This is a genomic window from Sphingomonas sp. P2_B6 (assembly GCF_056404755.1).
Genome location: NZ_JBFUDK010000001.1, coordinates 179,694 through 205,413, shown reverse-complemented (window position 1 = coordinate 205,413; position 25,720 = coordinate 179,694). Strand labels below are relative to the sequence as shown.

Here is a 25,720-nt window from a genome sequence, read left to right as displayed (position 1 = left end):
CGTCACGCCGCCGGAACGATTCCACCGAGACGTGCAGCGGCACCGCGACGCGAGGCGCCCCGGGCATCAGGGCTGCAGGACTTCCAGCACGGTGGTGTAGCTCATCCGCTTCTCGGCGTTGGGGATGGTCGTGCTCGGCGCGCTGGTCGTGGCCGACATCCAGTACATGCCGGCGGCGGGCCATTTGATCGAGACCTGGCCCTGGGCATCGGTCTTCAGCGCGATTTCGTTGACCGAGGTGCGGTAGCGGCTGCCGCCCGGGATCACGGTGACCTCGATATTGGCGGCGGGCTTGCCGTCGGCGATCAGCTTGAAGGTCGCGGCTTCGCCCGCGACCAGATCGTTCGGGTGGGTGACCGGCAACAGCTCCAGGCCCTCGCCGGTCGGCTTGAACACCGTGTCGGTCGGCGCGCCGGAGGTGACGAACACTTCGTTGCGGTTGAGCATCTCGCCCAGCTTCACATCGGTGGCGCCGGCGGGGATCGCGGTCGCCAGCTTGTCCGCGGTGGTGCCGCGCGGCAGGCGCTGCTCGACGCCGCCCACCTTGAAGCTGCCCATCACGCCGCCATTGCGGATGACGATCTTGTAGGTGCCCTTCTGCGTCATGTGCAGGTCGAAGTTCGCCCGGTACTGGCCGATGTTCATATGCTCGACCTTGCCCGGCGTGCCGTCGGGCTGGACCACGGCGGGCTCGGCGCGCAGCGGCTGGTGGTCGGGGAAGAACAGGTCGTTCGACGCGGCGGCGTCGAAGGTGATCCAGTCGTCATCGCCCGACACGATGGTGGTCGAGGGCAGCATCCACAGTCGGTGCGCCTGGAGCGGAGCGGCGATAGCGGCGGTGCAGACCGCGGCGGCGAGCAGCTTGTGAAGGGTCTTCATGGGGCGGATCCTCTCGCGCAAAATGATCAGGGCTTGAAGGTGACGACGACCGCGCCGAGCTCGGTCTTGCCGGCGGCGCGGGCGCTCTGGCCGGGTTTGGCCGGCCAGGTGAAGGGCACGCGGAGCACTTCGCGCCCGCCGGTCTCGCGCGCGGCCTCGACGACCAGCGTATATTGGCCGGGCTTGAGCCCGAGCTTCGCGCTGCTGAAGCTCAGCGACTGGACGCCCGGCGCACGCGTCGCGCCCGAGGTGCCGTCGGCGACAAAGGCATTGGTCCGGCCCGAGGCGCGCCACCAGGACCGCACTTCGTTCAGCCATTTGCGGCCTTCGTTCTTGGCCTTTTTCACATCGTACCAGACCGACAGCGTCCTGGCCGGCGCGCCATTGCCCTCGACGAAGATCGCGACATAGGGCCGGTGATATTCGGCGACCGACAGGCGCGGCACGGTGACCGCGACGTCCATCGTCTGGGCAAAGGCGGGCGTGCCCGCGGCCAGGCCGGCGATGGGCAGGCCGGTGAGGATCAGGCGGTGATTGAGCTGCATGGATTAGGCTCCCGGTGGATCAATGGATGAAGAAGATGGCGAGCCCCGCCGGGATGGCGAGGCCGAGGGCGACGATGGGCCAGGTGGTCGGGCGCTTGGCCGAATGGAGCCAGAGCAGGAACAGCCCGGTCAGCGCGAAGACGAGGCAGGCAAAGGCAAAGACGTCGATGAACCATTTCCACACGGCGCCCGAATTGCGGCCCTTGTGGAGATCGTTGAGGTAGGAGATCCAGCCGCGATCGGTGAATTCCGAGGTGACCGCCCCGGAGGCGCGATCGATCGAGACCCAGCCGTCGCCGCCGGGGCGGGGCAGGGGCAGATAGATCTCGTCGGCGGACCATTCGGCATCGCCGCGCGCGCTGGCGGGGAAATTGGCCTCGACCCAGGTCGCGATCCGCGGCGGCAGGGGCTTCTTGGTATCGGGTGCCTCGTCGGGCGCGACCGTCTTCAGCAGGGGTGCGGGAAGCGTCGCCGCTTTCGACGTGACGGCGGGCTTGGCTTCGATGTCGGCGGCATGGTTCAGGGTGAAGCCGGTGACGGCGAACAGCACCAGCCCGACAAGGCTCACCGCTGAGCTTATCCAGTGCCAGGTATGGAGCTGCTTGAGCCAGAAGGTCTTGCGCCGAGGCTTTTGCCGCGCGGCCTGGTTAGTCATCGCTGGCGGAAGGCCCCGGTAGAAGTGAGAATGATTCGCGATAACGCAAACGATTCGCAATTGCAACGCGATGAACGGGCGATACGCCGGTGTCGGCGAGGAAGTCATGGCTCCAACGAACCAGGCCGCCGGAGAACCCGGAGAACAGGGCTTGCGCTGATGCGGCGCGAGGCGGCATAGCGCGCGCCCTTGAGCTGCGTCGGAGGTCGGCAATGGAAGATGTTGCCGCAGGCACCGCGATCGGCCTCGACTTCGGCACCACCAACAGCGTCCTTGCGCGCACCGGTGCGGACGGCGGCGCGACCCTGGTCGAGTTCGACGGGCCGGAGGAACGCGGCGCGGTGTTCCGGTCGGCGCTGTGCTTCTGGCACGACGAGGATGTGCGCGGCGGCATGGCGGTCGAGGCGGGGCCCTGGGCGATCGCCGAATATCTCGATTATCCGCAGGACACGCGGTTCATCCAGTCGTTCAAGTCAGTCGCGGCCAGCCCGGTGTTCGAGCATGCCTCGGTGTTCGAGAAGCGGTACCGCTTCGAGGATCTCGGCCGGCTGTTCCTCGACAAGCTCTCGGCCCATGCCGGGGACGGCCTGAAGGCGCGGCCGAAGCGGGTCGTCGTCGGGCGGCCGGTCGAATATGCCGGCGCGCGGCCTGACGCCGCTTTGGCGCGCCAGCGCTACGACGCGATGTTCGCGAGCTTCGGCGCCGAGATTCATTATGTCTATGAGCCGCTGGGCGCCGCGTTCAGCTATGCGACGCGGCTGGAAGAGCCCGCCACCATCCTGGTCGCCGACTTCGGCGGCGGCACCAGCGACTTCTCGGTGGTGCGTGTCGCCGAACCGGGTGCGGCGAAGCGCTGCGTGCCGCTTGGCCATGCCGGTATCGGCATTGCCGGGGATCGTTTCGACCAGCGCATCGTCGACCGACTGGTGCTGCCGATGCTCGGCAAGGGCGGCAGCTATCGCTCGTTCGACAAGATTCTCGATATTCCCGGCGGCTATTTCGCCGATTTCGCCGACTGGTCGCGACTGGCGCTGATGCGCAACCGCCGGACGCTGGAGGAGCTGCACCGGCTGCAGCGCTCGGCGATCGACCCCGTCGCGATCGGGCGGATGATCGCGCTGATCGAGAATGAGTTGGGCTTCCCGCTCTATGACGCGGTCGGGCGCCTGAAGCGGGCGCTGTCGAGCGGGGAGCAGGCGCCTTTCCAGTTCTCGGGCGCGGGGCTCGAGATCGAGGCGGAGGTCGCGCGGAGCGCGTTCGAGACGTGGATCGCGGAGGATCTGCGCCGGATCGACGCGACGGTCGATCGCGCGCTGTCGGTCGCGGGGCTCGGACCGGACGGGATCGACCGGGTGTTCCTGACCGGCGGCTCCTCGCTGATCCCCGCGGTGCGCGCGCTCTTCTCGCGCCGCTTCGGCGAGGCGGCGATCAGCTCGGGCGGCGAACTCACCTCGATCGCGCACGGCCTCGCGCTGATCGGGCAGCAGGACGATATCGCCGCCTGGTCGGCCTGACACCGAACCGCAACATCAGCGTCATCAAAGCTGCACCGACCGCCGGTACGCTCGCCGGGTCGATCGCAAGCGCTTCGTCAGGTGCGAAGCCGCGATCACCTGTACGGGAGCGAGCGCATGATTCACCTCGGCGAAATGACGGCTGACCGGACCGATATGCTGGCCCGGTTCCATGCCACCTTCGGGCAGGACCATTGGGCGCATCGCACCAGCGGCTGGAGGCTGATCGGCGTGAACCCGGCGTCGTTCGACACCGATCCGGACGGCCCGCAGGTCGCCTGGCTGCGCGACATGCTCGACGGCTGCACGGGCCCGGTCGGCCTGTTCCTCCACAAGCCCTGGTTCAAGGCGACCGACAGCGCCGTATCCCGCGATACGCGGCGCGCGCTCGAGGCGTTGTTCGATGGTCATGATCTGCGCTTCGTCGCGCAGGGCCATGTCCATCAGGTTCATGATCGCCTCGGTGACGACACCGGCATCGACTGGCTGCCGTCGATCGCGTCGGTCGAAGCGGATACGGACACGGACGCCGGCGGAAACCGGCTGGCCAGCCTCGCCCGGCTGACGCTGGACCCGAGCGGCCATCGGTTCGAGGCGGGCGATTCGGCCGACCATGTCGTCGCGTTTCCCGAAATCCCCGCCGTGCGGGAGCTGGCCGACGCGTGACTGGCCGGCCTGGCGGTCGTCCTCGCCGCCAAGGCGCGGGGAGGTGCCAGGGCGAAGCTTAGTTGGCTGAAATTACCTCTCCCCGTTCGCCCTGAGCTTGTCGAAGGGCTGTTCTTTCTTCCGAGAAGAGAAGGGCAGGGCTTCGACAACCCCGGATCAAGTCCGGAGCCGAACGGGGGATATCAATCCAGCTCAAAAACGCTTCAGCCGCGCAGCGCCGCCGAAATGGCCTTGAGCCCACCCTCGAGTTCCTCGGCGGTGGGCCAGCCATAACCCAGCCGGAAATAGCTGTCGGGCAACTCGAACCAGTGGCCAGGCCCGACATAGCAGCCATGGTCCTCGATCAGGCGCTTGTAGAAGGCCTGGGTACCGCCCGGCGGCTCCCGGCGCATGCGGGGGAAACACACGACGCCGCCCATCGGGGCCACCCATTCGAGCAGCTCCTCGTCCGCCATCCAGGCCGTGATCCGGGCGCGGCGGCGGCGCATCTCGTCGAGGACGGGCTGAAGGATCTCGTCGCGGCGTGACAGGATCTGCTCGCCGACCCATTCGTCGATCACGCTGCCGCATATGCTGATCTGCTCCTTGGCGGCGAGGAAGCGCACCTGCAGCGCCTTGTCCCTGCTGATGATCCAGCCGATGCGGATGCCGGGCACGCCATAGGCCTTGGACAGGGAGGCGACACTGATGACATGGTCGCCGAGCGACGCGGCGAGCGGCAGCGTGCCGTCGAGCGACAGGTCGCGATAGGTCTCGTCGACCAGCAGCACGCAGCCGCGCTGCTTCGCCAGATCGACCAGGGCGCGCAGTTCGGCCTCGGCCAACATCGTGCCCGTCGGGTTGTGCGGCGTGGTGATGCTGATGAGCCGGGTCCGCGGCGTGACCGCGGTGGCGATGGCGGCCGGATCGATGCGGAAGCTGGTCTCGAAATCCAGCTCGACATGGGTGACTGCGCAGCCGATCGCGCGCGGCGTCTCCAGATTGGTCGCGTAATTGGGGCGGACCACGACGAGATGATCGTCGGCGCCGAGCAGGGTGGTGGCGATGATGAACAGCGCGCCGGCCGCGCCGACGGTGACGAGCACGTCGTCCGCCTCGACGCTGCCGCTCGCCTCGGCAATCAGGCGGCGCAGCCCGGCGCCGCCGCGATGCTCGCCATAGAGCAGGGTGAGGTCGGGGATCGTCAGACCGAGGCCGGCGATGCTGCGGTCGGCAACCGAGCTTTCGGAAAGATTATAGCGGATGCGGCCATAACCGAATTCCTCGGGCGACTCGACTTCGATCGGCATCCGGACATAGCGCATGGGGTTCTCCTTCAAATCGATGCACCGATTCCGCGCGTACGGCGTGCCAGGGATTGGTATGAGCGTATGTGGTTGATGATGTACGTCCGTAGGGGTCAGTCCGTCGACAGTGAGAAGCTGAAGCGTATGCCGGCGACCAGCGCGTCCTGGCGGGAGGGGCGCCAGCCTGGGTTGATCACATATTGCAGATCGGGCTGGACGGTGAGCCAGGATGTTACCGGCCGGGCATAGGTAAGTTCGATTGTCGTCTCGGCGCGGTCCGTGCCGCCTTCCGCGGCCAAGCGCGCGCGGCGGCCAGGCGTGCCGAGCTGGGCATGCGCCACCGCCAGGCCGATTTCGTGCCTTACGGTCCGCCACGCCGCACCGCCGCCGAGATAGAGGCCGATCGGATTGGTACGATCGCTCGCCACACCGATGCGGAGCCAGCCGAGCAGGGCACCCTTGTCCCGCCTGGCGAGGGTGCTCCCGAGCAGCGCGTAACCACCCTGACTGGTTGCCTTGCCGCCGGCGACGGGGTCGATCAGGTCGAACCGGGTGGTGTAGTGCCACATGCCGAGCTGAATCGCACCCTCGCCGGGAAGCTTGCGCTCGACCTCGCCGATCAGCAGCGCGCCACGCTCGCCGGGAATGCGGAAGACGGTGCGGCGCGGGTTGGACAGGCTGCCCGCGACCGCGTCGAACACCCCGACGCGCGCAACCCATTTCTCGTCCTCGTAGCGGAACAGCGCGGCAGTGGTAGTGGCGGGGAAGATCGAGGGACCGTTGACGCCCGTCTGCGAGAAATCAGGGCCGATGCCGAACGAACTATTGAGGAAGGCGCGGCCGACATCCTGCTGTGCGAACTCGGTGTTGAGGTCGATGAGCCCCGCCTTGATCGTGAAACTCCTGCCGAGCGGCACGGACAGCCACGCCTCATAGGGCCGGATCGCGCTGTCGGCCTGGACGTTGCTGACGGTCTGGGCATCGCCGACATCATGACCGGAGAAATCGGGTGGGTTGACGCCCATCACGTCGACGAAGAATTCAGCGCCATCGATGCCGAATACGCGACCGTCGACCGAGGCGGTCAGGTCTCCGCGGCCGAGCCATGCCGTGCCGCGTCGGATGCCGCCATCGACCACCGACAGGACGTCCGTCACGTACGTCGCGCCGAGTTCGACGGGCGCGCGCTCTTCCTCGGCGCGCGCCGCGGAGGCAAAACAGGAGGCCGCCGCCACGAAAGACGTGGCGGCAATCCTCATCAGGCGCGGATACCCCGCAGGTCGTGGAGCTGGTCGGCGACCCGGTCGGCCTCGAAGCTGGCGACCGGATAGGCGCAATAATCGGCGGCATAATAAGCGCTGGGGCGGTGATTGCCCGAGGCGCCGAGACCACCAAACGGCATCGAGCCGGCAGCGCCGGTGGTCGGGCGGTTGCGGTTCACCACGCCGGCGCGGATGCGGCGCTGGAACTGGTCCCACAGCGCGTCATCGTCGCTGATCAGCCCGGCCGACAGGCCGAAGCGCGTGTTGTTGGCGGCGGCGATGGCGGCGTCGATATCGGCGACGCGGGTCACCTGGAGCACGGGGCCGAAAATCTCCTGGTCGGGCACGGCGAGGCCGGTCACGTCGAGGATGGTCGGGCCGACGAACGCGGTCGAAGAGCCGGGACGTGCCTCGAACCGGCGGATCGCCTGGGCGCCGAGCGTCATCAGCTCCTCGGCCTGCAGGGACACGCGCGCCGCCGCGGCGGGGGAGATGAGCGGGCCCATGAACGGTTCGGGCGAGTCGTTCCACGCGCCGATGGTGATCCGGTCGGACAGGGCGGCGACGGCGGCGACGATCGCGTCGCCCTTCGCGCCCTGGGGCACGATCAGGCGGCGCGCGCAGGAGCAGCGCTGGCCGGTGGTGATGAAGGCCGAGCCGACCACGATCGAGGCGATGGCGTGCGGATCGCCGTCCCACGCGACGAGCGGATTGTTGCCGCCCAGCTCGAGCGCGAGGATCACCTTGGGGCGCTCGGCAAAGATGCGCGTGAAATGCGCGCCGGCGCCGGCGGAGCCGGTAAACAACAGGCCGTCGATATCCTGGGCGAGCAGCGCCGCGCCGGTGTCGCGGCCGCCCTGGACGACCGTGAACACGCCCTCGGGCAGGCCTGCCTTGCGCATCGCCGCGCCGATCAGCTCGCCGACCAGAGGCGTTTCCTCGGACGGCTTGAACAGGACCGTGTTGCCCGCGAGCAGCGCGGGGACGATGTGCCCGTTGGGCAGGTGACCCGGGAAATTATACGGGCCGAGCACGACCATCACGCCGTGCGGGCGGTGGCGCAGCACGGCGCGGCCGAACGGGGCCTCCTGCTCGCGGCTGCCGGTGCGTTCGGCATGCGCCGCGATCGACAGGTCGACCTTGCCGACCATCGAGGCGAGCTCGGTCTTCGTCTCCCAGAAGGGCTTGCCGGTCTCGCGCGAGATCGCCGTCGCGATGGCCTCGGCATCCTGCTTCAGCGCGTCGCGGTAGCGGTGGACGAAGGCGATGCGCTCTTCCTCCGTCGTCGCCGACCAGGTGTCGAAGGCGGCGCGCGCCGTGGCGACCGCGGCGGCGCAGTCCTCCGCCGTTGCTTCGGGGCCGGACCATATCACCTCACCGGTGGCGGGATCCTGGGAGTGGAACAGGGTGGTCATGTCAGGTCGCCATTTCGCTCAGCATCGCGTTGCGGGTCTCGTTCATGCGCTCCCGCGCGATGTCCGCTTCCGCGCGGCAGGTTGAAAATGGGCAATAGCCCGATGTGGCCATCGCCGCCACCGCGACATCATGTCGCTGAAGCGAAGCAAGCAACGACCTATCCCGGCCGGCTCCTGATGAAATCCACAAAGGCACGGAGCGGGGCGGGAAGATAGCGGCGGCCAGGATAATAGAGGAACGGGCCGGAAAAGCGCTGCCACCAGGGTTCGAGCACCGGCACCAGGGCGCCGCTGTCGAGATGCGGCTTGAGCCAGTCCTCGAACAGGTGGATCACGCCAAGCCCGGCGACGGCCGCGTCCACCAGCAGGTCGCACGACGCACCCGGCTGAATCAGCAACGGCCCCGCCGGATCGATCCGTACGATCTCCGCGTCGCGCTCGAATTCCCACACCGCGACGCGTCCGCTGGAAAAGCGTCCGCGCATGCACGCATGGTCGAGCAGGTCGCGCGGATGTTCGGGTCGGCCATATGCCTCGAGATAGGCCGGTGCGGCGGCGGTGGCGATGCATTGGGTGCGCGGGCCGATCGGCACCGCGATCATATCCTGTTCTAGCCGTTCGTCGTAGCGGATGCCCGCATCATAGCCGGCGGCCAGAATGTCGACGAAGCCGTCCTCCGACGTCACTTCCAGGCGGATTTCCGGATAAGCCTTGAGGAACGGCGTTACGATCGACGGCAGGACGATCCGGGTGACATTGGCGGGCACGTTGAGCCTCAAGGTGCCGGCGGGCCGGTCGCGAAAGGCGTTGACCACATCGACTGCCGCCTCGACTTCGCCCAGCGCCGGGCCGAGGCGTTCGAACAGGCGCGCGCCGGCTTCGGTGGGGGTGACGCTGCGCGTGGTGCGGTTGAGCAGGCGGACGCCGAGACGCGTTTCGAGCCGGCGCACCGCTTCGCTCAGGCCCGAGGCCGAGGCATTGCCCGCGCGCGCCGCGTCGCGAAAGCCGCCTGCGCGGACCACGGCGGCGAAGGTCGCGAGATCGTCGAGTTCCGTGGCCATTGTGCATAATAACGCACGACCTGTGCCGATTGCCATATCTTATCGCGCGATGCCGGCGGACGCATATCCTGCGCACTGAAACCCCGGAGACCCGACATGCCGATTCCCACGACCTTCCACCTCGGCGACCGCAGCGTGAACCGCATGGGCTATGGCGCGATGCAGCTCGCCGGCCCGGGCGTGTTCGGCCCGCCCAGGGACCATGACGCAGCGCTTGCCGTGCTGCGCGAAGCCATTGCGCGCGGCGTGAACCATATCGACACCAGCGATTTCTACGGCCCGCACGTCACCAACCAGATCATCCGCGAGGCGCTGCATCCCTATCCCGAGGGGCTGACGATCGTGACCAAGGTCGGCGCGGTGCGCGGCGCGGATGGCTCATGGCTGCCCGCGATGTCGCCAGCCGAGCTGACTCAGGGCGTGCACGACAATCTGCGCAACCTTGGCGTCGAGGCGATCGATGTCGTCAATCTGCGCGCGATGGGGGCGATCCATGGGCCGAGCGAGGGCTCAATCGCCGAGCAGTTCAGCGCGCTGGCCGAGCTGCAGCGCCAGGGGCTGATCCGGCATCTCGGCCTGAGCAACGTGACATCGGCCCAGGTCGCCGAGGCGCAGGCGATCGCGCCGGTGGTGTGCGTTCAGAACCAGTATAATCTGGTCCACCGCGAGGACGATGCGCTGGTCGACGAGCTGGCGGCCAAGGGCATCGCCTATGTGCCCTTCTTCCCGCTGGGCGGCTTCTCGCCGCTGCAATCCTCCTCGCTGTCGGATGTCGCGGCGCGACTGGGCGCGACGCCGATGCAGGTGGCGCTGGCCTGGCTGCTGCAGCGGGCGCCGAACATCCTGCTGATCCCGGGCACTTCCTCGACCGGGCATCTGCGCGAAAACCTTGCCGCAGCTGACCTGGTGCTGTCGGATGAGGTGATTGCCGAGCTGAATCGGATCGGTACCGTCAGCGCGTAGCGCGAGGCACGCCACCCATGCGAGGCTCGGCGGTGCTAGGTGGTGCGAGCGGATCGTTCGATGATCCCCGCGAGCCATGCGAGGCCGGCGTCCTTCAACGCCACCTTGGGCATCACCAGGCTCAGGGTGAAACCGGGCAGCGCGAGGGGTGAGTCGTGACCGACCACCCCGAAGCGCGGCCCGTACAGCGCGACGAACCGGCGCGGCAGTGCCGAGATCAGGTCGGTATCCGCGAGGACCGAAAGCCCGAACATGAAGTTGGGCGTCGTCAGCGCGACGCGCCGCGAAAGGTTGCGCGCGGCAAGCAGGGTGTCGACAAATCCGGTCGGATCKCCCGTTTCCGACACCACCAGGTGCCGCGCGGCGCAATAAGCTTCGAGGCTGGAGTCGTCGAGGAAGGGGTGTCCGGTCCGCGCCGCGATGACGAAATCCTCCTCGTACAGCGTCCGGGTGATGAATCGCGCCGGGACGGCCGACCAGGGCAGGATGGCCATATCCATCGCGCGGACCTCGACCGAGGCAAGGGCATCGCGCCAGGCAAGGTCGAGGGAGGGCTCGCCGGATTTCGGAAGCACCTGACGGATTGCCAGGTCGATTCCGGGTGCGATGCTCCGCAACGCGTTCAGCAGCGGCTGGAGAATGACCGCCGACACGCCGTCCGGGGCGCCGACGGTGAAGCGACGCGCCGATGTCGCCGGATCGAACGGGCTCGCGCTCGCGACCACGCCCCTGACCCTTGCCAGGAGATCGGCGATCGAGGGCGCCAGTTCCACCGCGCGCGCGGTGGGGGTGACGCCCTTCGGCGTCCTGAGGAAAAGGGGATCATCGAGCATGGCGCGCAACCGACCAAGACCATGGCTTACGGCCGAGGGCGACAGGTTCAGCCGGGCGGACGCACGGCCGACATGGCGCGTTTCCATCACTGCCTCGAAAAGCACGAACAGATTCAGATCCGTCCGGCTGAGATCGATTTCATGCAGCATATCGCTGAAATCATATCACTGGATTCAGTACGTGAAAATCACCGAGTGAGGGAGGACATTGTGAGGAGATTTCAATGCCCGACAAGAATTGCGCTGCAGGGCCGTCCGGGCCGTCAATGCTGTCGCGTCGCTGTGCCCTGGCAGCCGGCTTGACGATGCCGCTGGCCGTGCGCGCCACCGCGGGCCCGGTTGCCGCCGCTGCACGGCTGACTGACCGCGCCGCGCTGGCCAACGCGGCGTTTATGCGCGGGGACATGGAGAGCTGGCGCTATCTGATCGGTCCGATCGCGCCGGACTTTACCCTGATGCAGCCATTCGGGGGCCCGGCCAGTCATGGTTTCGATTCGAGTAGTGCGCATCTCGCCGATCTCGCTCATTATTTCAGGAACGGCGTGACCACCCAGGAACTGGTTCGGACCTATAGCTCGGAGGACCTGATCGTCCTCGTCCTAATAGAGCGGCAGCGTGGCGAAGTCGGCGGCCTGCCGGACCAGGACTGGTCGCTTCGCGTGACTCAGGTCTATCGCCGGCGCGGCGATGCGTGGGAATATGTGCATCGTCACGCGGACCCGCTCGTCAGGAACATCGGGCTCGAGCGCACGGCGGCGCTGGCGCGGGGTTAGGCAATTCTTGCCGTCGGCGCCTTGCTGGGCCAAGAAAGGGCGGGCCGCCCGGAATTCTTGCGGCGGCGCCATCTCCGGAAAGATCCCTCATGCGCCGCTTCGCCTTCTCGTTCCTGCTGTTGTTCGCCGCCATGCCCTTGTCGGCCGCCATGCCCGACAGGAGCTGGGTCGCGGTCAGCGACCGGAATGCGAAGCTGGTGGCCGAGGCGCAGGCGAAATTCGATCCGGAATCGGCCTCGCAGAACGGCATGACCGCCTATGACGGGCTGGCGACCGATCTCGGGCCCAGGCTCGACGAGCGAACCGCCGAGGCGATGGGCAAGGTTCTTGTCGATCTCCGTGGACGGCTGGCGGCGGAGAAGGACGCCAATGTCCGGCAGGACCTGGAGATACTGATCCGGTCGATCGAGTCCGATCTCGAGGGGACGCGCCTGCGGCGCAAATATTTCCTGTCCTGGAGCGATGCGCCGCGCGCGATGTTCGGCGGGATCAAGGGGCTGCTCGACGATCAGGTCGTGCCCGAGCGGCGCCAAAAGGCAGTCGAGTTGCTGCGCCGTTATGTCGGGGATTATCCCGGCACCACGCCGCTGACCGATCTCGCCCGCGCGCGCTTCGCCGAGACGCGCAAGGCGGGGCTGCTCGGGCCGGACAAGATCGCGCTGGACAATGCGCTGGCCAATGCCGGGACCTATGCCGAGGGCATCCGCAAGCTGTTCGCCAAATACGGGATCGCCGGCGCCGATGCGGCCCTCGCGAAGCTCGACAAGCAGATCGCGGATTATACCGCGTGGGAGCGCGCCGAAGTGCTGCCGCTGGTGCGCACCGATTTCCGCCTGCCGCCCGAAGTCTATGCATACCGGCTGAAGCAGTTCGGCATCGATATCGACCCGCGCCTGCTGATCCAGCAGGCCCAGATCGAGTTCGCCGAGACGCGCGCGGCGATGACCGCGCTGGCGCCTCTGGTCGCGAAGGAAAAGGGGCTGAAGGGCGGCAGCTATGCCGATGTCATCCGCCAGCTCAAGCAGGCGACGATCCCCAACGACAAGCTCGAGGCGAGCTATGCCGCGGTGATCCGCGCCAATGAGGCCGCGATCAAGCGCGAGCATATCGTCGACCTGCCCGACAGGCCGATGCAGATGCGGCTGGCGAGCGAGGCCGAGTCCGCCGCATCGCCCGCGCCGCACATGGAGCCGCCGCCGCTGATCGGCAACAAGGGCGAGCGCGGCACCTTCGTGCTGCCGCTGAGCGTGGCGTCCTCGGGGCCGGACTCGGCCTATGACGATTTCAACTTCCCCTCGGCGCAATGGACCGTCGCCGCACATGAGGGGCGGCCGGGGCATGAGCTGCAATTCACCGCGCTGGTCGAGCGCGGCGTGTCGCAGGCGCGCATCTATTTCGCGTTCAACAGCGTCAATGTGGAGGGCTGGGCGCTGTATGCCGAGGCCGAGGCGCTGCCCTATCACCCGCTCGACGGGCAGTTGATGGCATTGCAGGCGCGGCTGCTTCGCGCCGGGCGGGCGATGCTCGATCCGATGCTCAATCTCGGCCTGATCTCGAAGGAGGACGCGCGGCGCATCCTGCTCGAACAGATCGTCGCCTCGCCGGCGATGGCGAAGCAGGAAATCGAACGCTACACCTCGCGCGCGCCGGGCCAGGCGGGCAGTTATTTCTACGGCTATACCCGCATCCTGCGTATCCGCATGGACACCGAACTGGCGCTGGGCGCGAAGTTCGACCGGCTGGCGTTCAACAATTTCCTGCTCGATCAGGGCCTGTTGCCGCCGGACCTGCTAGCCAAGGCCGTGGCTGAGCAGTTCGTGCCGGCGCAACTGGCGAAGTGACGAGAAGCCGAAACCGTCAGGCCAGCGGACCAATACCGGGCGCAATGGTGGTGGCGAAAAGGACGAACAACGCGATCGTGACGGCCAGCCAGGCGGGACTCCGTTTGATCCATTCCTGGTCCCGTGACGGTGGCTGACGACCGAGCGCGAGGATGATCGGAAGATAGCCCAAGGGTGCGAGACCGAAGGTCATGAACGCGTCCAGCGCCGATCCGGCCCGGTCGCCGTGCCACAGGGCGCCGAGAAAGACCGCCGAGACGGTGCAGGCGAGCCAGGGGATCGCCAGCCGCGCCGGGTTGGCCTCGGCAAAGCCCCGGGTCAGGCGCGCGGCGATGCGGAAGGCAACGATATAGCCGGCGATGCCGATCGCACCGACGACCGGGCGCCACAGCGGCGGCCAGGCGAGATCGCGCGCGACATGGCCCCAGTCGTCACTCTGGTCCAGCGCCTCGCGCACCATCTGTGCGCTGACCCAGAACAGGATGAGGATTCCCAGGGTCAGCAGGAACAGCCGCCACGCCGAGACCTTCGGCCGGGAGAGCCGGAACAGCGCCAGCGCGACCACGGCGATCAGCAACGCGCCAAAGGGCCCGGCGCCATCGCCCAGCACGCCCGCACCGGCGCAGCGAAAGACGAGGAACGTCACCAGCGTGATCGAGCCGCCATCGGCGAGGCAGCCGAGCCCATGCCCCAACACTTCATGGGCAAGCGACGCGACCATCGCGACCGCCACGCCGATCGACCAGAGAGTTGGTCGATCGTCCCTCGGCAGGGGCGACGTCATGTCCAGCCGCCCCGCTCGAGCCATGCGATGCCATGGGTGAGGACGGGGCCGGCATCGACCAGCAACGACGGCGCCCGGCCCACCAATCCCTGTCGCCCGCCGCCGGCCGCGACGAAATCCCCCACGATCCGTTCGATGTAATTGTCCGGGATCGCGTCGAGAACCGGCTCGCTGGTATCGAACTCCTCGATGAACCGCCATTCGGTCGCGCCGCGCGTCGCGAACGGCACCTCATAACGGAGGACGCGCTTGCCCGGCAGGCGCGCGCGATGATCGGCAAGGTGCAGCAGCGTCATCGTGTCCCAGGGTGCGCCGACCATCAGGACCCGCCCGCCGACCTCGACCAGCCTGGCCAGCGGCGAATTCTCGCCATAGCCATAATCCTGCGGATGGTCGGCGGTGATCCAGTCGGCCAGCCTGCCGAGCGCGGCGACCGACGCGCCGGGATTGGCGCTGCGCCGGGCGCCCGGGGTGGTGCGGACGAACTCGGCGATGATGCCGTTCATCCTGACCGCCCGCGATCGGGCCGCGTCGAACCCCGGCACATGATCGCGCCATTCGGGCAGAACGCGGCCATGCGCGTCGAGCAGGTCGTCGTGGCGGCTGTCCCAGCTCGTATAGACCAGCAGGGTACCGTCCGGGCCGAGCGCATCGGTCAGTGCCTGGATCAGCGCATCCGGTCCGTTCAGCAACGGCCCGACCCTGCTCATCGCGGCGTGCACCATCACGGTGTCGCCGGCACGGAGGCCGAGACGCTTGAGATCGTCGCGCAGATGCGCGCGGGTCAGGAACGCCGGCGGTTCGTCCATTCGGCCATCGTCGCGTTTCGACGATGCACGGTCAACGCCTGCCTGGTCCAAAAGACTGTTGGTGCCATGTTTGGGGACACAGGGCAGTTCGTTCTTGTTGCGAAGAGCGCGGCACATGATAGTCGCGCGCCATGGCGGCACCCATCGACCCGGAAATCCTCGTCACGCGTGCGGTCCAGGCCGCGCGCTTCCCGGCGTTCGACCTCACCGCATTGCCGCCAGCCGAGGCACGGGCGCGGATGGACGCCGCGTCGGCCTGGCTCAACGATGGCCTGCCCGAGATGGGCGGGGTGGAGGATTGCCGGATCCAGAGCGCGGACGGCCTGATCCGGCTGCGCATCCATACGCCGATCGCCGCGACGGCGCGGGGCGCGATCCTTTATCTGCACGGCGGCGGCTGGTTCGCCGGCAATGTCGATACGCATGATCGCCTGATGCGGCTGCTGGCGGAGCAGAGCGGCGCGGTGCTGTTCGGCGTCGATTATCGCCTGGCGCCGGAACACCCCTATCCGGCGGCGCTCGACGATTGCCTCGCGGCATGGGACTGGATCGAGCGCCGCGCCAGCCGATACGCGCTCAATCCCGCCCGTTTCGCCTTTGCCGGGGACAGCGCCGGGGCGAACCTCGCGCTGGCGCTGGCGATCCGGCTGCGCGAGGCGGGGCGCGTGCCACCGGCCGGGTGTGCCCTGCTCTATGGCTGCTTCGCGCCCGGGCTCGATACCGCAAGCGCGCGGGTCTTTGGCGCTGGGCCGCAGGGACTGACGAGCGAGCGCATGGCCTGGTATTGGGAAAAATACCTCGGCACCGCCGGGGAAGCGCCGCCGGCTGAGGCAGCGCCGCTCCATGCCGATCTGGCAGGGCTGGGGCCGATATTCCTGGGCGTCGCGGAGGCCGATCCGGTGGCGGACGACAGCCGGTTGCTGCTGGAGCGGCTGGAGCAGGCCGGAGTGCCGGCGACGCTCACGCTGTGGCCCGGGGCAGTGCACGGCTTCCTGCAGATGACACGCGACGTTGCGATCGCGCGGGATGCGGTCGCGGACGTGGCGCGGGCGATCAGGCAGTGGATCGACTGATCGGCGCGGAAAAACGGGGCGGCGGTGCCGCCCCGCTATCCGGTCAGGGCTTCAGGCCCTTGGCCATGTTGAGATGGGCCGTCACGGTCGGGATCAGCCCGGTCGCGAAGGTCTTCAGCTCGGGCACGTCGCCCGCCACCGAATAGCTTTTCAGCGCATCCAGCGTCGCCTGGTGCGCCGCGACCTGGTCAGCCGCATAGCCGGTGTCGAAATCGGCACCCGTTTTCAGCTTGAGCGCGTCGAGTTTCTGCTGCTGTTCGGCCGTCAGGGTCGCATCGGGCGTGATCGCCGGCGTGGCGCTGGCGGCCGCGGCCTTCAGCTTGGTCGTCGATCCGGTATGCGCGTCGATCATCTTCTGCGCGAACGCCTTGATCGCCGCGGATTTCGAGACGGTCTGGGCAAGCTGCGATTCCGCGATCTCGAACGCATCGCTGGATGCGGCGGCGTTGGCGAAGGCCTGGCCCGGGCTCAGCGCGGGCACGGTCACGTTGGTGGAACTTTCCTCGGTCGTGACGCTGTTGGTCGTCGTGGTGGTTTCGGTCTTCGGCCCGCATGCCGCGAGCGCGAGCGCGCTTCCCGACAGCAGCGCGATGAGTGTGTAGCGCATAAACCTCTCCTGTTGATCGCGCCAGAAGGCGCCCCGCGCACAAACTGCCGGCAGAGGCCGAACGTTCCGCGCCATGTCGATTATCGGACGGACCGTGGCGGACCTTTTCGGGCCGCCTGCCGTTCTACCGACACGTCCATCCGGCCGGGCGAAACACAGCAACCAGGAGAAGAGCTATGGGCATTTTCGGCAGCATCATGGACAAGATCTTTCATCACAAGCCGGCCGCCGCGCCGGCTGCGACTGCCGCGCCCGCCGCAGCGCCCGCCGCCGCTCCGGCCCAGGCTCCGGCCGCGCCGGCCGCTGCCGCGCCGCAGAGTGTCGATGTGGGCGCCGTGCTTTCGGAGATGGCGTCGATGAAGGGCGGCGGCGGCAACTACCAGACATCGATCGTCGACCTGCTGAAGCTGCTCGATCTCGATTCGAGCCTTGCCGCCAGAAAGGAACTGGCGACGGAACTCGGCGTGAGCGGCGAGGATGGCAGCGCCGAGAAGAATATCGCGCTTCACAAGGCAGTGATGGCCAAGCTCGCCGAAAATGGCGGTGTCGTGCCGGACAGCCTGCGCAACTAAGCCAAAATGATGGCCGGCGGCGGGATCGCCGCCGGCGATCGTCCCGACGGAGTCAGCCCTCCGCCAGCAAAAGCAGCCTGCGTGCCTGAGCGAGATGCGGGCGGTCGATCATCCTGCCGTCGAGCTTCAGCGCGCCCGCTCCCGGGTTCGCGGCAAATGCCTCTACTACCGCGCGGGCATGGGCGATCTCCGCCTCGCTCGGGCTGAAGCCAGTGTTGATCGTCGTGATTTGAGCGGGGGTGATCGCCATCATGCCGGTGAAGCCGTCGCGACGCCCCCGCGCGACATAGGCGGCCAGGCCAGCGGTATCGGCGATGTCGGGATAGACCGTCTCGATCGCCGGCACGGCGGCGGCGTGCGCGCCGAACAGGGTCAGCGCGCGGACCATCTCGTACGGCGCCGTGTAACTGCCGTCCTCGTTGCGCGAACTGGTCGCGCCGATCGCGGCGGGCAGGTCTTCCGCGCCCCAGGTCAGTCCGGCCAGATGACCCGCGACCTCACCATAGGTGGAGAGCTGAAACACCGCGGCGGGGGTTTCGCTGGCGATCGGCAGGATCGGCGGAATCGAGCCGCCGGCCAGCTCGATCAGCGCACGGACCGAAGCGGCGCCTTCGGCTTTTGGCAGCACGATCCCGTCGGGTCCGGCGGGCAGGATCGTGTCGAGATCGGCGCGGACCTCGTTGCCACCGAGCGGATTGACCCGCACGAAGCAGGGCAGGGTGCGCCCGTCCTTCAGCCAGGCGGCGATCGCCGTTCGCGCCTCGGGCTTCTTCTCGACCGCGACCGAATCCTCGAGATCGAGGATCAGCGCGTCGGCCCCGCTTGCCGCCGCCTTGGCGAAGCGGTCGGGGCGGTCACCGGGGACGAACAGCAGCGACCGGAGCTTCATTGTCTCACCTTCCCGACACATCCTCGCTGACGCTCTGGCACAGGCGTGACGATCCCGTCCACCGCGGCTTGAGTCACGAAACGGTCGATTGCGGTACGCTTCGGCCCGCTCCGCGATGGCATCCGCAGCATGAATGATGCACATAGCCGCTGTGGGAGACAGGGCGACAGTCTGGCCAGGGGCGACGCGCGGTCGCGTCCGCTCCCGCTGCGGTCGGCGCTGATCCGTGGCGGATATCGCGGATGATCCGGACAATGAGCTGGTCGCCGCCGCCATGGCCGGCGACCGCGCCGCGTTCGGCACCTTGCTCCGTCGCCACTATGACAGAATCCATGGCCTCGCCTGGCAGCTGACCGGATCGCGCGCCGATGCCGACGACATCGCGCAGGATGTGTGCTGCACCCTGGTCGAGAAGATCGGCGGCTTCCGGGGCGAGGCGAAGTTCACCACCTGGCTGTGCGGCATCGTGGTCAATGCCTGTCGCGACCAGAAGCGGCGGCGGCGGTCGTTCCTGGGTTTCACCGAACGGCTCGGCGTGCTGACCGGGCTGGCGCGCGGCCCGGACGGACGCGACCTTCACGATGCGATGTGGGTGAAGAGCGCGGTCGCGCGCCTGAAACCGGCGTACCGCGATGCCGTGGTGCTGGTCGCCGGCCAGCAGCTCAGCCATGCCGAGGCGGCCGAGATATTGGGCGTGGCGGAATCTACCATTTCCTGGCGGATGCATGAAGTCCGCCAGCTGCTCGCGTCCGACGACGCGGAAGGCGGCTGACCCCCCTCGAGAAATATTTTCAGCGGCTCCCAAGGATATCCCGGCGACCGGCGTCGAAGGAACATGCGGACGATCGTGTGCCGCTGTCATCAGGGAGAGTTTCCATGCCCCGCCTTCACCCGGCCGCCACCATCGGCCTGACCGCCATGCTCCTCGCGTCCTGCGCCAGGTCAGGCATCGAGACGGCAGCGCCGCCTCCGCCGCCGCCCAATGATATCGTCGTCACCGGCACGCGCTCCGACGCCCCCTCGCTCGCCCAGCAGGGCCCGGTCATGATGGCCGATCGGTCCATGGTGAATGCACCGCCGGCCCCGCCGCCGCCGCCTCCCGAGCCGGTGCCGTTCATGGCGGGCAAGATGATGGCCGCGCGCGCTTATGCCCCGATGGCGGAGGAGCGTGTTCGCATGCCTTCCTATTATCAGGATGTCGGCCGCGACAAATTCACCGCGACGACGGAGAATCCCTTCAAGGTCGTGCGCGAGGAGCCGGTCTCGACCTTCTCGATCGACGTCGACACCGCGTCCTATTCCTTCGTCCGCGCGTCGCTCAATCGCAACGTCCTGCCCCAGCCGGCGGCGGTGCGGACCGAGGAGATGGTCAATTATTTCCCCTATAGCTATGCGAGCGCGCGCTCCGCGGACCAGCCGTTCAGCACCAATGTCGCCGTTTTCCCGAGCCCGTGGACGGAGGGTCGCAAGCTCGTCCGGATCGGCATCCGCGGCTATGAGATCCAGCGCGCGACCCGGCCGCGCGCCAATCTCGTCTTCCTGATCGACACCTCGGGATCAATGAACGCCCCCAATAAATTGCCGCTGGTCAAGCAGTCGCTGGCCATGCTGCTGGAACAACTCGACGCCAACGACAAGGTCTCCATCGTCACTTATGCCGGATCGGCCGGTACCGCGCTGGAGCCGACCCCGGCAAGCGAGAAGGGCCGGATCCTGGCGGTGATCGAGCGGCTCGGCGCGGGCGGCAGCACCGCGGGGGCGGAAGGCATCCGCCAGGCCTATGCGCTGGCCGAGGCCAATCTCGATCCCAGGGGCGTCAACCGCGTCATCCTGGCGACCGACGGCGATTTCAATGTCGGCATCACCAACCAGGACGAGCTGAAGGGCTATATCGAGCGGGAGCGCGGCAAGGGCGTGTTCCTGTCCGTGCTCGGCTTCGGCATGGGCAATTACAACGACGCGCTGATGCAGGCGCTGGCGCAGAACGGCAATGGCGCCGCCGCCTATATCGACACGGTCAGCGAAGCGCGGAAGACTTTGGTCGACGAAGCGAGCTCGACGCTGTTCCCGATCGCCAAGGATGTGAAGATCCAGGTCGAGTTCAACCCGGCGACCGTCGCCGAATATCGCCTGATCGGATACGAGACGCGCATGCTCGCCCGCGAGGATTTCGACAATGACAAGGTCGATGCGGGCGATGTCGGATCGGGCCAGACGGTGACCGCGATCTACGAGATCGTGCCGGTCGGCGGCCCGCGCAGCATCGGCGACCTGCGCTATGCCCGTCCCGCGCCGGTGGCGGCGCCGTCGCGGGGCAGCGAATATGGCTTCGTCAAGATCCGCTACAAGCTGCCCAAGTCGGACACGAGCCGGCTGATCTCGACGCCGATCGACCGCACGACCGAGGCATTGCGGTTCGAGGACGCGCCACGCGATGCGCGCTTCGCGACCGGCGTTGCCGCCTTTGCCGAGCTGCTGCGCGGCGGCAAGAATAATGGGTCGATGACCTATGACGATGTGCTGCGCATCGTCACCGCGACGCGCGGCGAGGATGATTTCGGCTATCGCGCCGAGTTCGTCCAGATGGTCCGCACGGCGAAGTCGGCCGGGGCGCTCGCCCGGCTCGACCGCTAGGACCCGGCGGGTGCGGCGACGCCCGCCGCACCCGCCAGGCCGTGGGCGATCGTGCATTCGACCAGCCCGCAATTGAGGCTATAAGGCCGGCAGATGTTCCCTTCGTCCCCTTGCTTCAGGCTCCTGCCGGATTGCCGCGTGATCCGCTCCGCCGACGGGGCGCCGTGAATGGCCAGCGATAGCGACCTCTCGGTATCACTGCCCGATCCGCCGCCGCCCCGGCCCGACCGGCGCGAGGCAGCGATCGAGGCGGCGATGCGGCGCTTCGACGGCGCGGCTGACCCGGCAGGCGCCGAGCGGCCTCGCGCGGCCAGGGCGGCCCCGTGGCGCATCGGCCGTCCGCAGATGGGCGCGCTGGTCACCGCGGCCTTGGTCGCGGCGATCGGCCTGCCGGTCTGGATGGCCACCAGCGACCGTCTCGCCGCGCCCGAACGGCAGGCGCCGGCTCCCGCGACGCCCGGAGCGGTGGCCGGTCAGCCGAGCTTGCCGCAGCCGGCGGCGACTCCGCGTCCGGCATCGCTGCCGCCGGTCGCGCCGACGCCGGGGACTGCGCCTCTCCCCGCGACCGCCACGGCTGCGAGGAGCAATGCCGACAAGGCCGATGGCCGGACGGAAGAGATCGCGGCGTCTCCTGCAGCGGAATCGACGCAGAACGATGCGTCGCCTCAGGCGATGCAGATGAAGCAGATGGGGAGCGTGGCCGGCCGGGTCGCATCGTTCGATCGCGCCGAGGCGCCAGCACCGCCGCCACCACCTCCTCCGCCGCCGCCTGAGCCGGTGCCCATGATGGCCGCGCCCGCGGCAGTGGCGGAGCAGCGCGCGTCCGCCCGCGACGACATCGTCGTGACGGGCACGGCAATGCGCTCGCCCGCGGCCTTGCGACGTGCGCGCAACGCGAGCGGACGGGGCGACTGGAACGCCTGCACCATCAACGACCCCGGCCGCGACCTCGCTGCCTGCCGGAAGCTGGTCGATCCCGCTGCGCCGGGCTCTACCGGGCGCGCGTCAGCGCATGTCGCCGATGGTCTGTCCCTGGCCTGGCGGGGCGACACCGACGGCGCGATCGCGGCGTTCGATCAGGCGATCGGGATCGCGCCGAAACTCGCCATCGCGTGGCTCAACCGGGGCCTTGCCCATGAGCGCAAGGGTGACCTTCCGCATGCCATGGCCGATCTCGACAAGGCAGTGCGCTATGCGCCGGGCACGGCGCGGGTTTATTACAATCGCAGCCTGTTGTTTCGACAGCGCGGCGATGCCCGCCGCGCCGATGCCGATGCGGAGCGCGCGCTCGATCTGGATGCGCGGTATGAGGCGGTGATCGAATAGGCAGCGGATGGCCGGGCGCTATCGGCCGATAATATGATCGCGGAGATTGATGCTCTCATAGAGCGCGAGAAGGCGGTCGGTTTCAGTGATGACCTCCTTCTGCTCGGTCAGCCACCGCTGGGTGGCGTCAGTCATCGGATCGCCTTCACGCCCGTCATGCAAGGTGGCGCCGCCCTCGATCAGCCACACCATGTCACGCGCGCGGGTGCGCTGCAGGCGGAGATGAGTCATCCATTGCTCCACGGTGTCCGATGGTACGCTTCGATCCATGGCGCTCTCCCTGTTCAACCGGCAGTTCCACCGCGGACCAACCGATCATGCGCGACCGGGCTGCCCCGCAAATCCCCGGTCCGGGTTTTCGCTCAACGTTCGATCCGAGGAAAGGGACCCGATATCCGGGTCGATGGCGGGGACTGTTCCCGCAAGCTGTCGCGCCTCGCGACGCTCGGCCAGGACTGCTTCCTTGCCCCATGCGTTCGCGGCGCTGGTGGCGATATGCCGAACATTGTCGAGACGGGCCTCGGCCGCGCGCGAATGCTGCTGCGCTTCCTGGGTCCGGCAGAACAGGGCGGTGGGCTGCATATATCGTCCTTTCAGAGAGCTTGTCGCGTACCGGCGCGGCTCAGCGCGACGAGGCGCTGCCCCAGGGTGTGCGGGTCACCGGGCCCTTGATCACCCGCGATCCAAACGCCTTTGCGATCAGGGCGCTTCCGTCCGCGTTCATGAACACGACGCGAGTCCCACTCGGTTGCAGCTTTTCGATCGCGCTGATGACGGCACCGTGCTTGGCGGCCATGGCCACGACTTCGTCGTGCGTTGCGTCGACATTGATGGCGCGAGACATGATGTGCTCTCCACTACGGGCCGCGCCACCGACGCGGGCTCCCGGTCAGAGCGGGAGCATGAAGCATCTCTCAGTCGCGTCCGTGCTCGTGATGAAGCGGGGCGATGGACAGGATATGGGGTGCCCGTCGCCGCTTTACCAGTTGCGATGCCGCCATGATCGCTGCCCGCAGGTCACCTCAGACGAAGATGTCGTATCCGGTCGGTGCGATGAACAGCCCGCTCATCGCGAAGACATAGTCGTTGCCCGCCGTATAGGCGCCGTCGCCATCGGCATCGACGATGGCGAAGGTCGTGCCGGCCAGCGTGCCGGAATCGGCGGTGAACAACACCGCGGAGTGCGCCTGCAACGTCGCGTCGACGGCGCTGGCCATGTCGATATCGAAACTGGCGGTCGAGAGCGCGCCATGCGTGATGGTACCGCTCCACCCGTTGACGGTTTCGGCAAGGTCGATCTTGTCCTCGCGCGCGTCGAACACGGCGATCGTATCATAGTTGAACGAGGTGGAGTCGGCGGCCGACGCGTAGAAGAACTGATCGATACCCGCGCCGCCGCGCAACTGATCAGCCCCGAGCCCGCCGTTCAGAATGTCCCGGCCGCCCTGACCGTACAGGGCGTCATTGCCCGCTCCGCCGATCAGCATGTCGTTGCCTGCGCCGCCCGCGATGATGTCGTCGCCCGCGCCGCCTTCGACATGGAAAGACCCCGTGGTCTCCGCGACCCCGATAAAGGTCAACGTCTCGCCCGCGCGCAGCGATCTGGCGTTCACCGCCAGCAGGTCCGTGCCTTCCACGGTCGCGTCGATGGTGGTGATCCGGTAATTGACCAGGCCCCCGGCGGGATCGTTGTAATTGCCGGCATAGAGCGCCAGCCGCTCGATGCCGACCATGCTGTCGGCACCGAAGGTCAGGTCGTAATTCCCCAGAAGCCCGACCGTGTCGGTGCCCGCGCCGCCGTCATTGGTGTCGTTGCCGTCGAACGCGTCGCCGTAGAAGATGAAGTCGTTGCCGCCGCCCGCGGTGACATGGTCGGCCCCGCCCTGGCTGACCAGGATCAGGTCGGCCCCGCCGGTGCCGGTCAGTATGTCGTCGCCCGCGCGTCCATCTACATGGCCATCGGCGGCAAGCGTGATCGGGATGACGTCCGTATCGGCGGTGACGCCGCTTTGATGATGGACATAGAGCTCGTCGGTGCCGTGATAATTGGGATCGCCGAGATAGGTGAGCCCGTCGAGCGCGGCATTGACGTCCGTCAGGGAGCCGGCCAGCGTGACGCTTGCCGTGCCGTTGCCGGTGACGGTGAGCCCGGTAACGCCGGACAGCGTCAAGGTGCCGTGCGAGACGTCCAGCGTCATCGATACCGCGCCCGGATCGTCGTTATGGACCGAGATCCTGGTGGCGCCGGCGAACACCAGCGCGGTATCCTCCGTGCCCGACACCGACACGGGCACGACGTTCGACGACGGATCGTCGTCAGCCGAAATCTGGATCGTCGCCGTCGCCAGGGGGCCGTCGACATGGCCGTCATTGACGGTGACCGTGACCGTGCGGGTGAGATGCGTGTCGAACTCGGTCGGATTGTCGCCGCTGTTGGTGAAGCCGATCAGGGCGAGGGCCGCGGCATAATTCGCCGCGCTGGCGGTACCGGTCAGGATGATCGTCGTTGCGGTGCTCGCCGGGTCGATGGTGATGCCGGGGGGCAATGGCGAGCTCAGTAGCAACGAATCGTCCGCCGTCGCATCCGTGATGGTGATCCGGGCGCCATGGACGCTGTCGCCCCCATCGCTGTCCGTGATCGTGATCGCGGTGCCGATCGGGATCGAGGTCTGACCTTCGGTAAAAACGAGCGAGTCGCCCGTTCCCGCCGTGCCGCTATTGAGATCGGCCACTGCCGCGTGATCGAGCGTCAAGGTCATGTTGGGCGTGGCGCTGCTCCCGCCGTCGCCATCGGTGAGCGTCCACTGGGAAATACGAGTCACGGTCGCCGGGGCGGCGTTGGGATTGAAGAAGGTGATCGCGTGCAACAGCGCCTGGACCGCGACGGGCGTCGCGCTGGCGTTGAACGTGACGGTGAACGCACTCGGCCCGGTGCCGCCGCTGAAGGTGCCGATCTGGACGCCGCCATAGCTGACCGCGTTGCCCGACACGCCGATCTGGCCGAGGCCATTGCCCTGGTTGAGGATGCCGTATTGGTCGCTGGTCTGTCCGCTCAGGGGCTGAATCGTCAACCTTCCGGTGTCGAAATCGGCCGAGTCCGGATCGGTCACGAGCCCGGCCGGCACGATCACCGTCGGCGCATAGCCCGCCGCATAATAAGTGGTGATATTCGCGCCGCTCTCGGCGCCGTTGAGGTCGAGTGTCGGACCCGTGTTGGCCATGCTAATGTCCCCCCGGTTCAACCGGCCCCCCATGGTCCGATCGACTATGTCATGTGCGCCGCAGCATTATAGCGAGTGATAATGATTCGCACCTTGTTGTAAATCAGTAGAT

General features: G+C 67.7%; 27 protein-coding genes. 10 read left to right on the top strand and 17 right to left on the bottom strand.

Annotated features, from left to right (window positions below):
• Positions 1-66: 66 nt before the first annotated feature.
• From AC1DX5_RS01005 to AC1DX5_RS00995, 3 genes are read right to left on the bottom strand one after another with little or no spacing between them, the layout of a single operon-like run.
• Positions 67-879, bottom strand: coding sequence for a DUF4198 domain-containing protein (locus tag AC1DX5_RS01005; RefSeq protein WP_478013792.1), 813 nt, complete (start codon positions 877-879; stop codon positions 67-69).
• A gap of 26 nt (positions 880-905) precedes the next feature.
• Positions 906-1,424: a DUF2271 domain-containing protein gene (locus AC1DX5_RS01000; protein WP_465171972.1), complete on the bottom strand. Its 519-nt coding sequence runs from the start codon at positions 1,422-1,424 to the stop codon at positions 906-908.
• Between the two features lie 19 nt (positions 1,425-1,443).
• Positions 1,444-2,079: a PepSY-associated TM helix domain-containing protein gene (locus AC1DX5_RS00995; RefSeq protein ID WP_465171973.1), complete on the bottom strand. Its 636-nt coding sequence runs from the start codon at positions 2,077-2,079 to the stop codon at positions 1,444-1,446.
• Positions 2,080-2,291: 212 nt separating this feature from the next.
• Here AC1DX5_RS00995 and AC1DX5_RS00990 point away from each other — a divergent pair, with 212 nt between their 5' ends.
• Both AC1DX5_RS00990 and AC1DX5_RS00985 read left to right on the top strand, forming a co-directional pair.
• Complete coding sequence (locus AC1DX5_RS00990) at positions 2,292-3,593, top strand: Hsp70 family protein (RefSeq protein WP_478013791.1); 1,302 nt, start codon at positions 2,292-2,294, stop codon at positions 3,591-3,593.
• A 117-nt stretch (positions 3,594-3,710) separates the two neighbouring features.
• Positions 3,711-4,259: a metallophosphoesterase family protein gene (locus tag AC1DX5_RS00985; RefSeq protein ID WP_478013790.1), complete on the top strand. Its 549-nt coding sequence runs from the start codon at positions 3,711-3,713 to the stop codon at positions 4,257-4,259.
• A gap of 203 nt (positions 4,260-4,462) precedes the next feature.
• On the opposite strand, the gene AC1DX5_RS00980 is transcribed toward AC1DX5_RS00985, so the two are convergent.
• The 5 genes from AC1DX5_RS00980 to AC1DX5_RS00960 all read right to left on the bottom strand — a co-directional run bounded on the left by AC1DX5_RS00980 (position 4,463) and on the right by AC1DX5_RS00960 (position 9,283).
• A complete protein-coding gene (locus tag AC1DX5_RS00980) occupies positions 4,463-5,563 on the bottom strand; it encodes a pyridoxal phosphate-dependent aminotransferase (RefSeq protein ID WP_478013789.1) in 1,101 nt (366 codons plus the stop codon).
• Positions 5,564-5,658: 95 nt separating this feature from the next.
• A complete protein-coding gene (locus tag AC1DX5_RS00975; protein ID WP_478013788.1) occupies positions 5,659-6,804 on the bottom strand; it encodes a carbohydrate porin in 1,146 nt (381 codons plus the stop codon).
• Positions 6,804-8,222: a succinylglutamate-semialdehyde dehydrogenase gene (gene astD, locus AC1DX5_RS00970; protein ID WP_478013787.1), complete on the bottom strand. Its 1,419-nt coding sequence runs from the start codon at positions 8,220-8,222 to the stop codon at positions 6,804-6,806. The genes AC1DX5_RS00975 and astD overlap by 1 nt, the downstream gene beginning before the upstream one ends.
• 1 nt (position 8,223) lies before the next feature.
• Positions 8,224-8,376, bottom strand: a complete 153-nt coding sequence (locus AC1DX5_RS00965; protein ID WP_478013786.1) for a hypothetical protein — start codon at positions 8,374-8,376, stop codon at positions 8,224-8,226.
• Between the two features lie 4 nt (positions 8,377-8,380).
• Positions 8,381-9,283 carry a LysR family transcriptional regulator gene (locus AC1DX5_RS00960; RefSeq protein WP_478013785.1) on the bottom strand — a complete coding sequence of 301 codons (903 nt, stop codon included), beginning with the start codon at positions 9,281-9,283 and terminating at the stop codon, positions 8,381-8,383.
• A 96-nt stretch (positions 9,284-9,379) separates the two neighbouring features.
• On the opposite strand from AC1DX5_RS00960, the gene AC1DX5_RS00955 reads away from it, so the two are divergent.
• A complete protein-coding gene (locus AC1DX5_RS00955; RefSeq protein WP_478013784.1) occupies positions 9,380-10,246 on the top strand; it encodes an aldo/keto reductase family oxidoreductase in 867 nt (288 codons plus the stop codon).
• Between the two features lie 35 nt (positions 10,247-10,281).
• Here the strand turns inward: AC1DX5_RS00955 and AC1DX5_RS00950 are convergent, their stop codons facing one another.
• Positions 10,282-11,229: a LysR family transcriptional regulator gene (locus AC1DX5_RS00950; RefSeq protein WP_478013783.1), complete on the bottom strand. Its 948-nt coding sequence runs from the start codon at positions 11,227-11,229 to the stop codon at positions 10,282-10,284.
• Positions 11,230-11,378: 149 nt separating this feature from the next.
• Here AC1DX5_RS00950 and AC1DX5_RS00945 point away from each other — a divergent pair, with 149 nt between their 5' ends.
• Together AC1DX5_RS00945 and AC1DX5_RS00940 are read left to right on the top strand one after the other, a co-directional pair.
• Positions 11,379-11,852: a Cif family virulence factor gene (locus AC1DX5_RS00945; RefSeq protein ID WP_478013782.1), complete on the top strand. Its 474-nt coding sequence runs from the start codon at positions 11,379-11,381 to the stop codon at positions 11,850-11,852.
• A gap of 89 nt (positions 11,853-11,941) precedes the next feature.
• The gene (locus AC1DX5_RS00940; protein ID WP_478013781.1) at positions 11,942-13,693 is read left to right on the top strand and encodes a DUF885 domain-containing protein; all 1,752 of its coding nucleotides are present in this window, start codon (positions 11,942-11,944) and stop codon (positions 13,691-13,693) included.
• Positions 13,694-13,709: 16 nt separating this feature from the next.
• Here the strand turns inward: AC1DX5_RS00940 and AC1DX5_RS00935 are convergent, their stop codons facing one another.
• Positions 13,710-14,477: a hypothetical protein gene (locus tag AC1DX5_RS00935; protein ID WP_478013780.1), complete on the bottom strand. Its 768-nt coding sequence runs from the start codon at positions 14,475-14,477 to the stop codon at positions 13,710-13,712.
• Positions 14,474-15,286 carry an aminoglycoside 3-N-acetyltransferase gene (gene aac(3) / locus AC1DX5_RS00930; RefSeq protein WP_478013779.1) on the bottom strand — a complete coding sequence of 271 codons (813 nt, stop codon included), beginning with the start codon at positions 15,284-15,286 and terminating at the stop codon, positions 14,474-14,476. The genes AC1DX5_RS00935 and aac(3) overlap by 4 nt, the downstream gene beginning before the upstream one ends.
• A 131-nt stretch (positions 15,287-15,417) precedes the next feature.
• On the opposite strand from aac(3), the gene AC1DX5_RS00925 reads away from it, so the two are divergent.
• Positions 15,418-16,359 carry an alpha/beta hydrolase gene (locus AC1DX5_RS00925; RefSeq protein ID WP_478013778.1) on the top strand — a complete coding sequence of 314 codons (942 nt, stop codon included), beginning with the start codon at positions 15,418-15,420 and terminating at the stop codon, positions 16,357-16,359.
• Between the two features lie 43 nt (positions 16,360-16,402).
• On the opposite strand, the gene AC1DX5_RS00920 is transcribed toward AC1DX5_RS00925, so the two are convergent.
• A complete protein-coding gene (locus AC1DX5_RS00920; protein ID WP_465175791.1) occupies positions 16,403-16,966 on the bottom strand; it encodes a DUF4142 domain-containing protein in 564 nt (187 codons plus the stop codon).
• 176 nt (positions 16,967-17,142) lie between these two features.
• On the opposite strand from AC1DX5_RS00920, the gene AC1DX5_RS00915 reads away from it, so the two are divergent.
• Entirely contained in the window at positions 17,143-17,538 is a 396-nt protein-coding gene (locus tag AC1DX5_RS00915; RefSeq protein ID WP_465175792.1) for a DUF3597 domain-containing protein, read from the top strand.
• Between the two features lie 52 nt (positions 17,539-17,590).
• Here AC1DX5_RS00915 and AC1DX5_RS00910 read toward each other — a convergent pair whose 3' ends face one another.
• The gene (locus AC1DX5_RS00910; protein WP_478013777.1) at positions 17,591-18,427 is read right to left on the bottom strand and encodes an HpcH/HpaI aldolase/citrate lyase family protein; all 837 of its coding nucleotides are present in this window, start codon (positions 18,425-18,427) and stop codon (positions 17,591-17,593) included.
• 226 nt (positions 18,428-18,653) lie between these two features.
• Between AC1DX5_RS00910 and AC1DX5_RS00905 the strand changes: the two genes are divergently transcribed.
• The 3 genes from AC1DX5_RS00905 (at position 18,654) to AC1DX5_RS00895 (ending at position 22,387) form a co-directional block, all read left to right on the top strand.
• The gene (locus AC1DX5_RS00905) at positions 18,654-19,199 is read left to right on the top strand and encodes an RNA polymerase sigma factor (protein WP_478013776.1); all 546 of its coding nucleotides are present in this window, start codon (positions 18,654-18,656) and stop codon (positions 19,197-19,199) included.
• Between the two features lie 104 nt (positions 19,200-19,303).
• Positions 19,304-21,061: a vWA domain-containing protein gene (locus tag AC1DX5_RS00900; protein ID WP_478013775.1), complete on the top strand. Its 1,758-nt coding sequence runs from the start codon at positions 19,304-19,306 to the stop codon at positions 21,059-21,061.
• A 168-nt stretch (positions 21,062-21,229) separates the two neighbouring features.
• Positions 21,230-22,387, top strand: coding sequence for a tetratricopeptide repeat protein (locus tag AC1DX5_RS00895; RefSeq protein WP_478013774.1), 1,158 nt, complete (start codon positions 21,230-21,232; stop codon positions 22,385-22,387).
• Positions 22,388-22,405: 18 nt separating this feature from the next.
• Here the strand turns inward: AC1DX5_RS00895 and AC1DX5_RS00890 are convergent, their stop codons facing one another.
• From AC1DX5_RS00890 to AC1DX5_RS00875, 4 genes are all read right to left on the bottom strand, one after another.
• Positions 22,406-22,657: a hypothetical protein gene (locus tag AC1DX5_RS00890; RefSeq protein WP_465175797.1), complete on the bottom strand. Its 252-nt coding sequence runs from the start codon at positions 22,655-22,657 to the stop codon at positions 22,406-22,408.
• Positions 22,658-22,702: 45 nt separating this feature from the next.
• A complete protein-coding gene (locus AC1DX5_RS00885) occupies positions 22,703-22,969 on the bottom strand; it encodes a hypothetical protein (RefSeq protein WP_465175798.1) in 267 nt (88 codons plus the stop codon).
• 40 nt (positions 22,970-23,009) lie between these two features.
• Positions 23,010-23,231, bottom strand: coding sequence for a hypothetical protein (locus AC1DX5_RS00880; protein ID WP_465171993.1), 222 nt, complete (start codon positions 23,229-23,231; stop codon positions 23,010-23,012).
• 178 nt (positions 23,232-23,409) lie between these two features.
• Entirely contained in the window at positions 23,410-25,608 is a 2,199-nt protein-coding gene (locus tag AC1DX5_RS00875) for a beta strand repeat-containing protein (RefSeq protein ID WP_478013773.1), read from the bottom strand.
• Between the last annotated feature and the right edge of the window lie 112 nt (positions 25,609-25,720).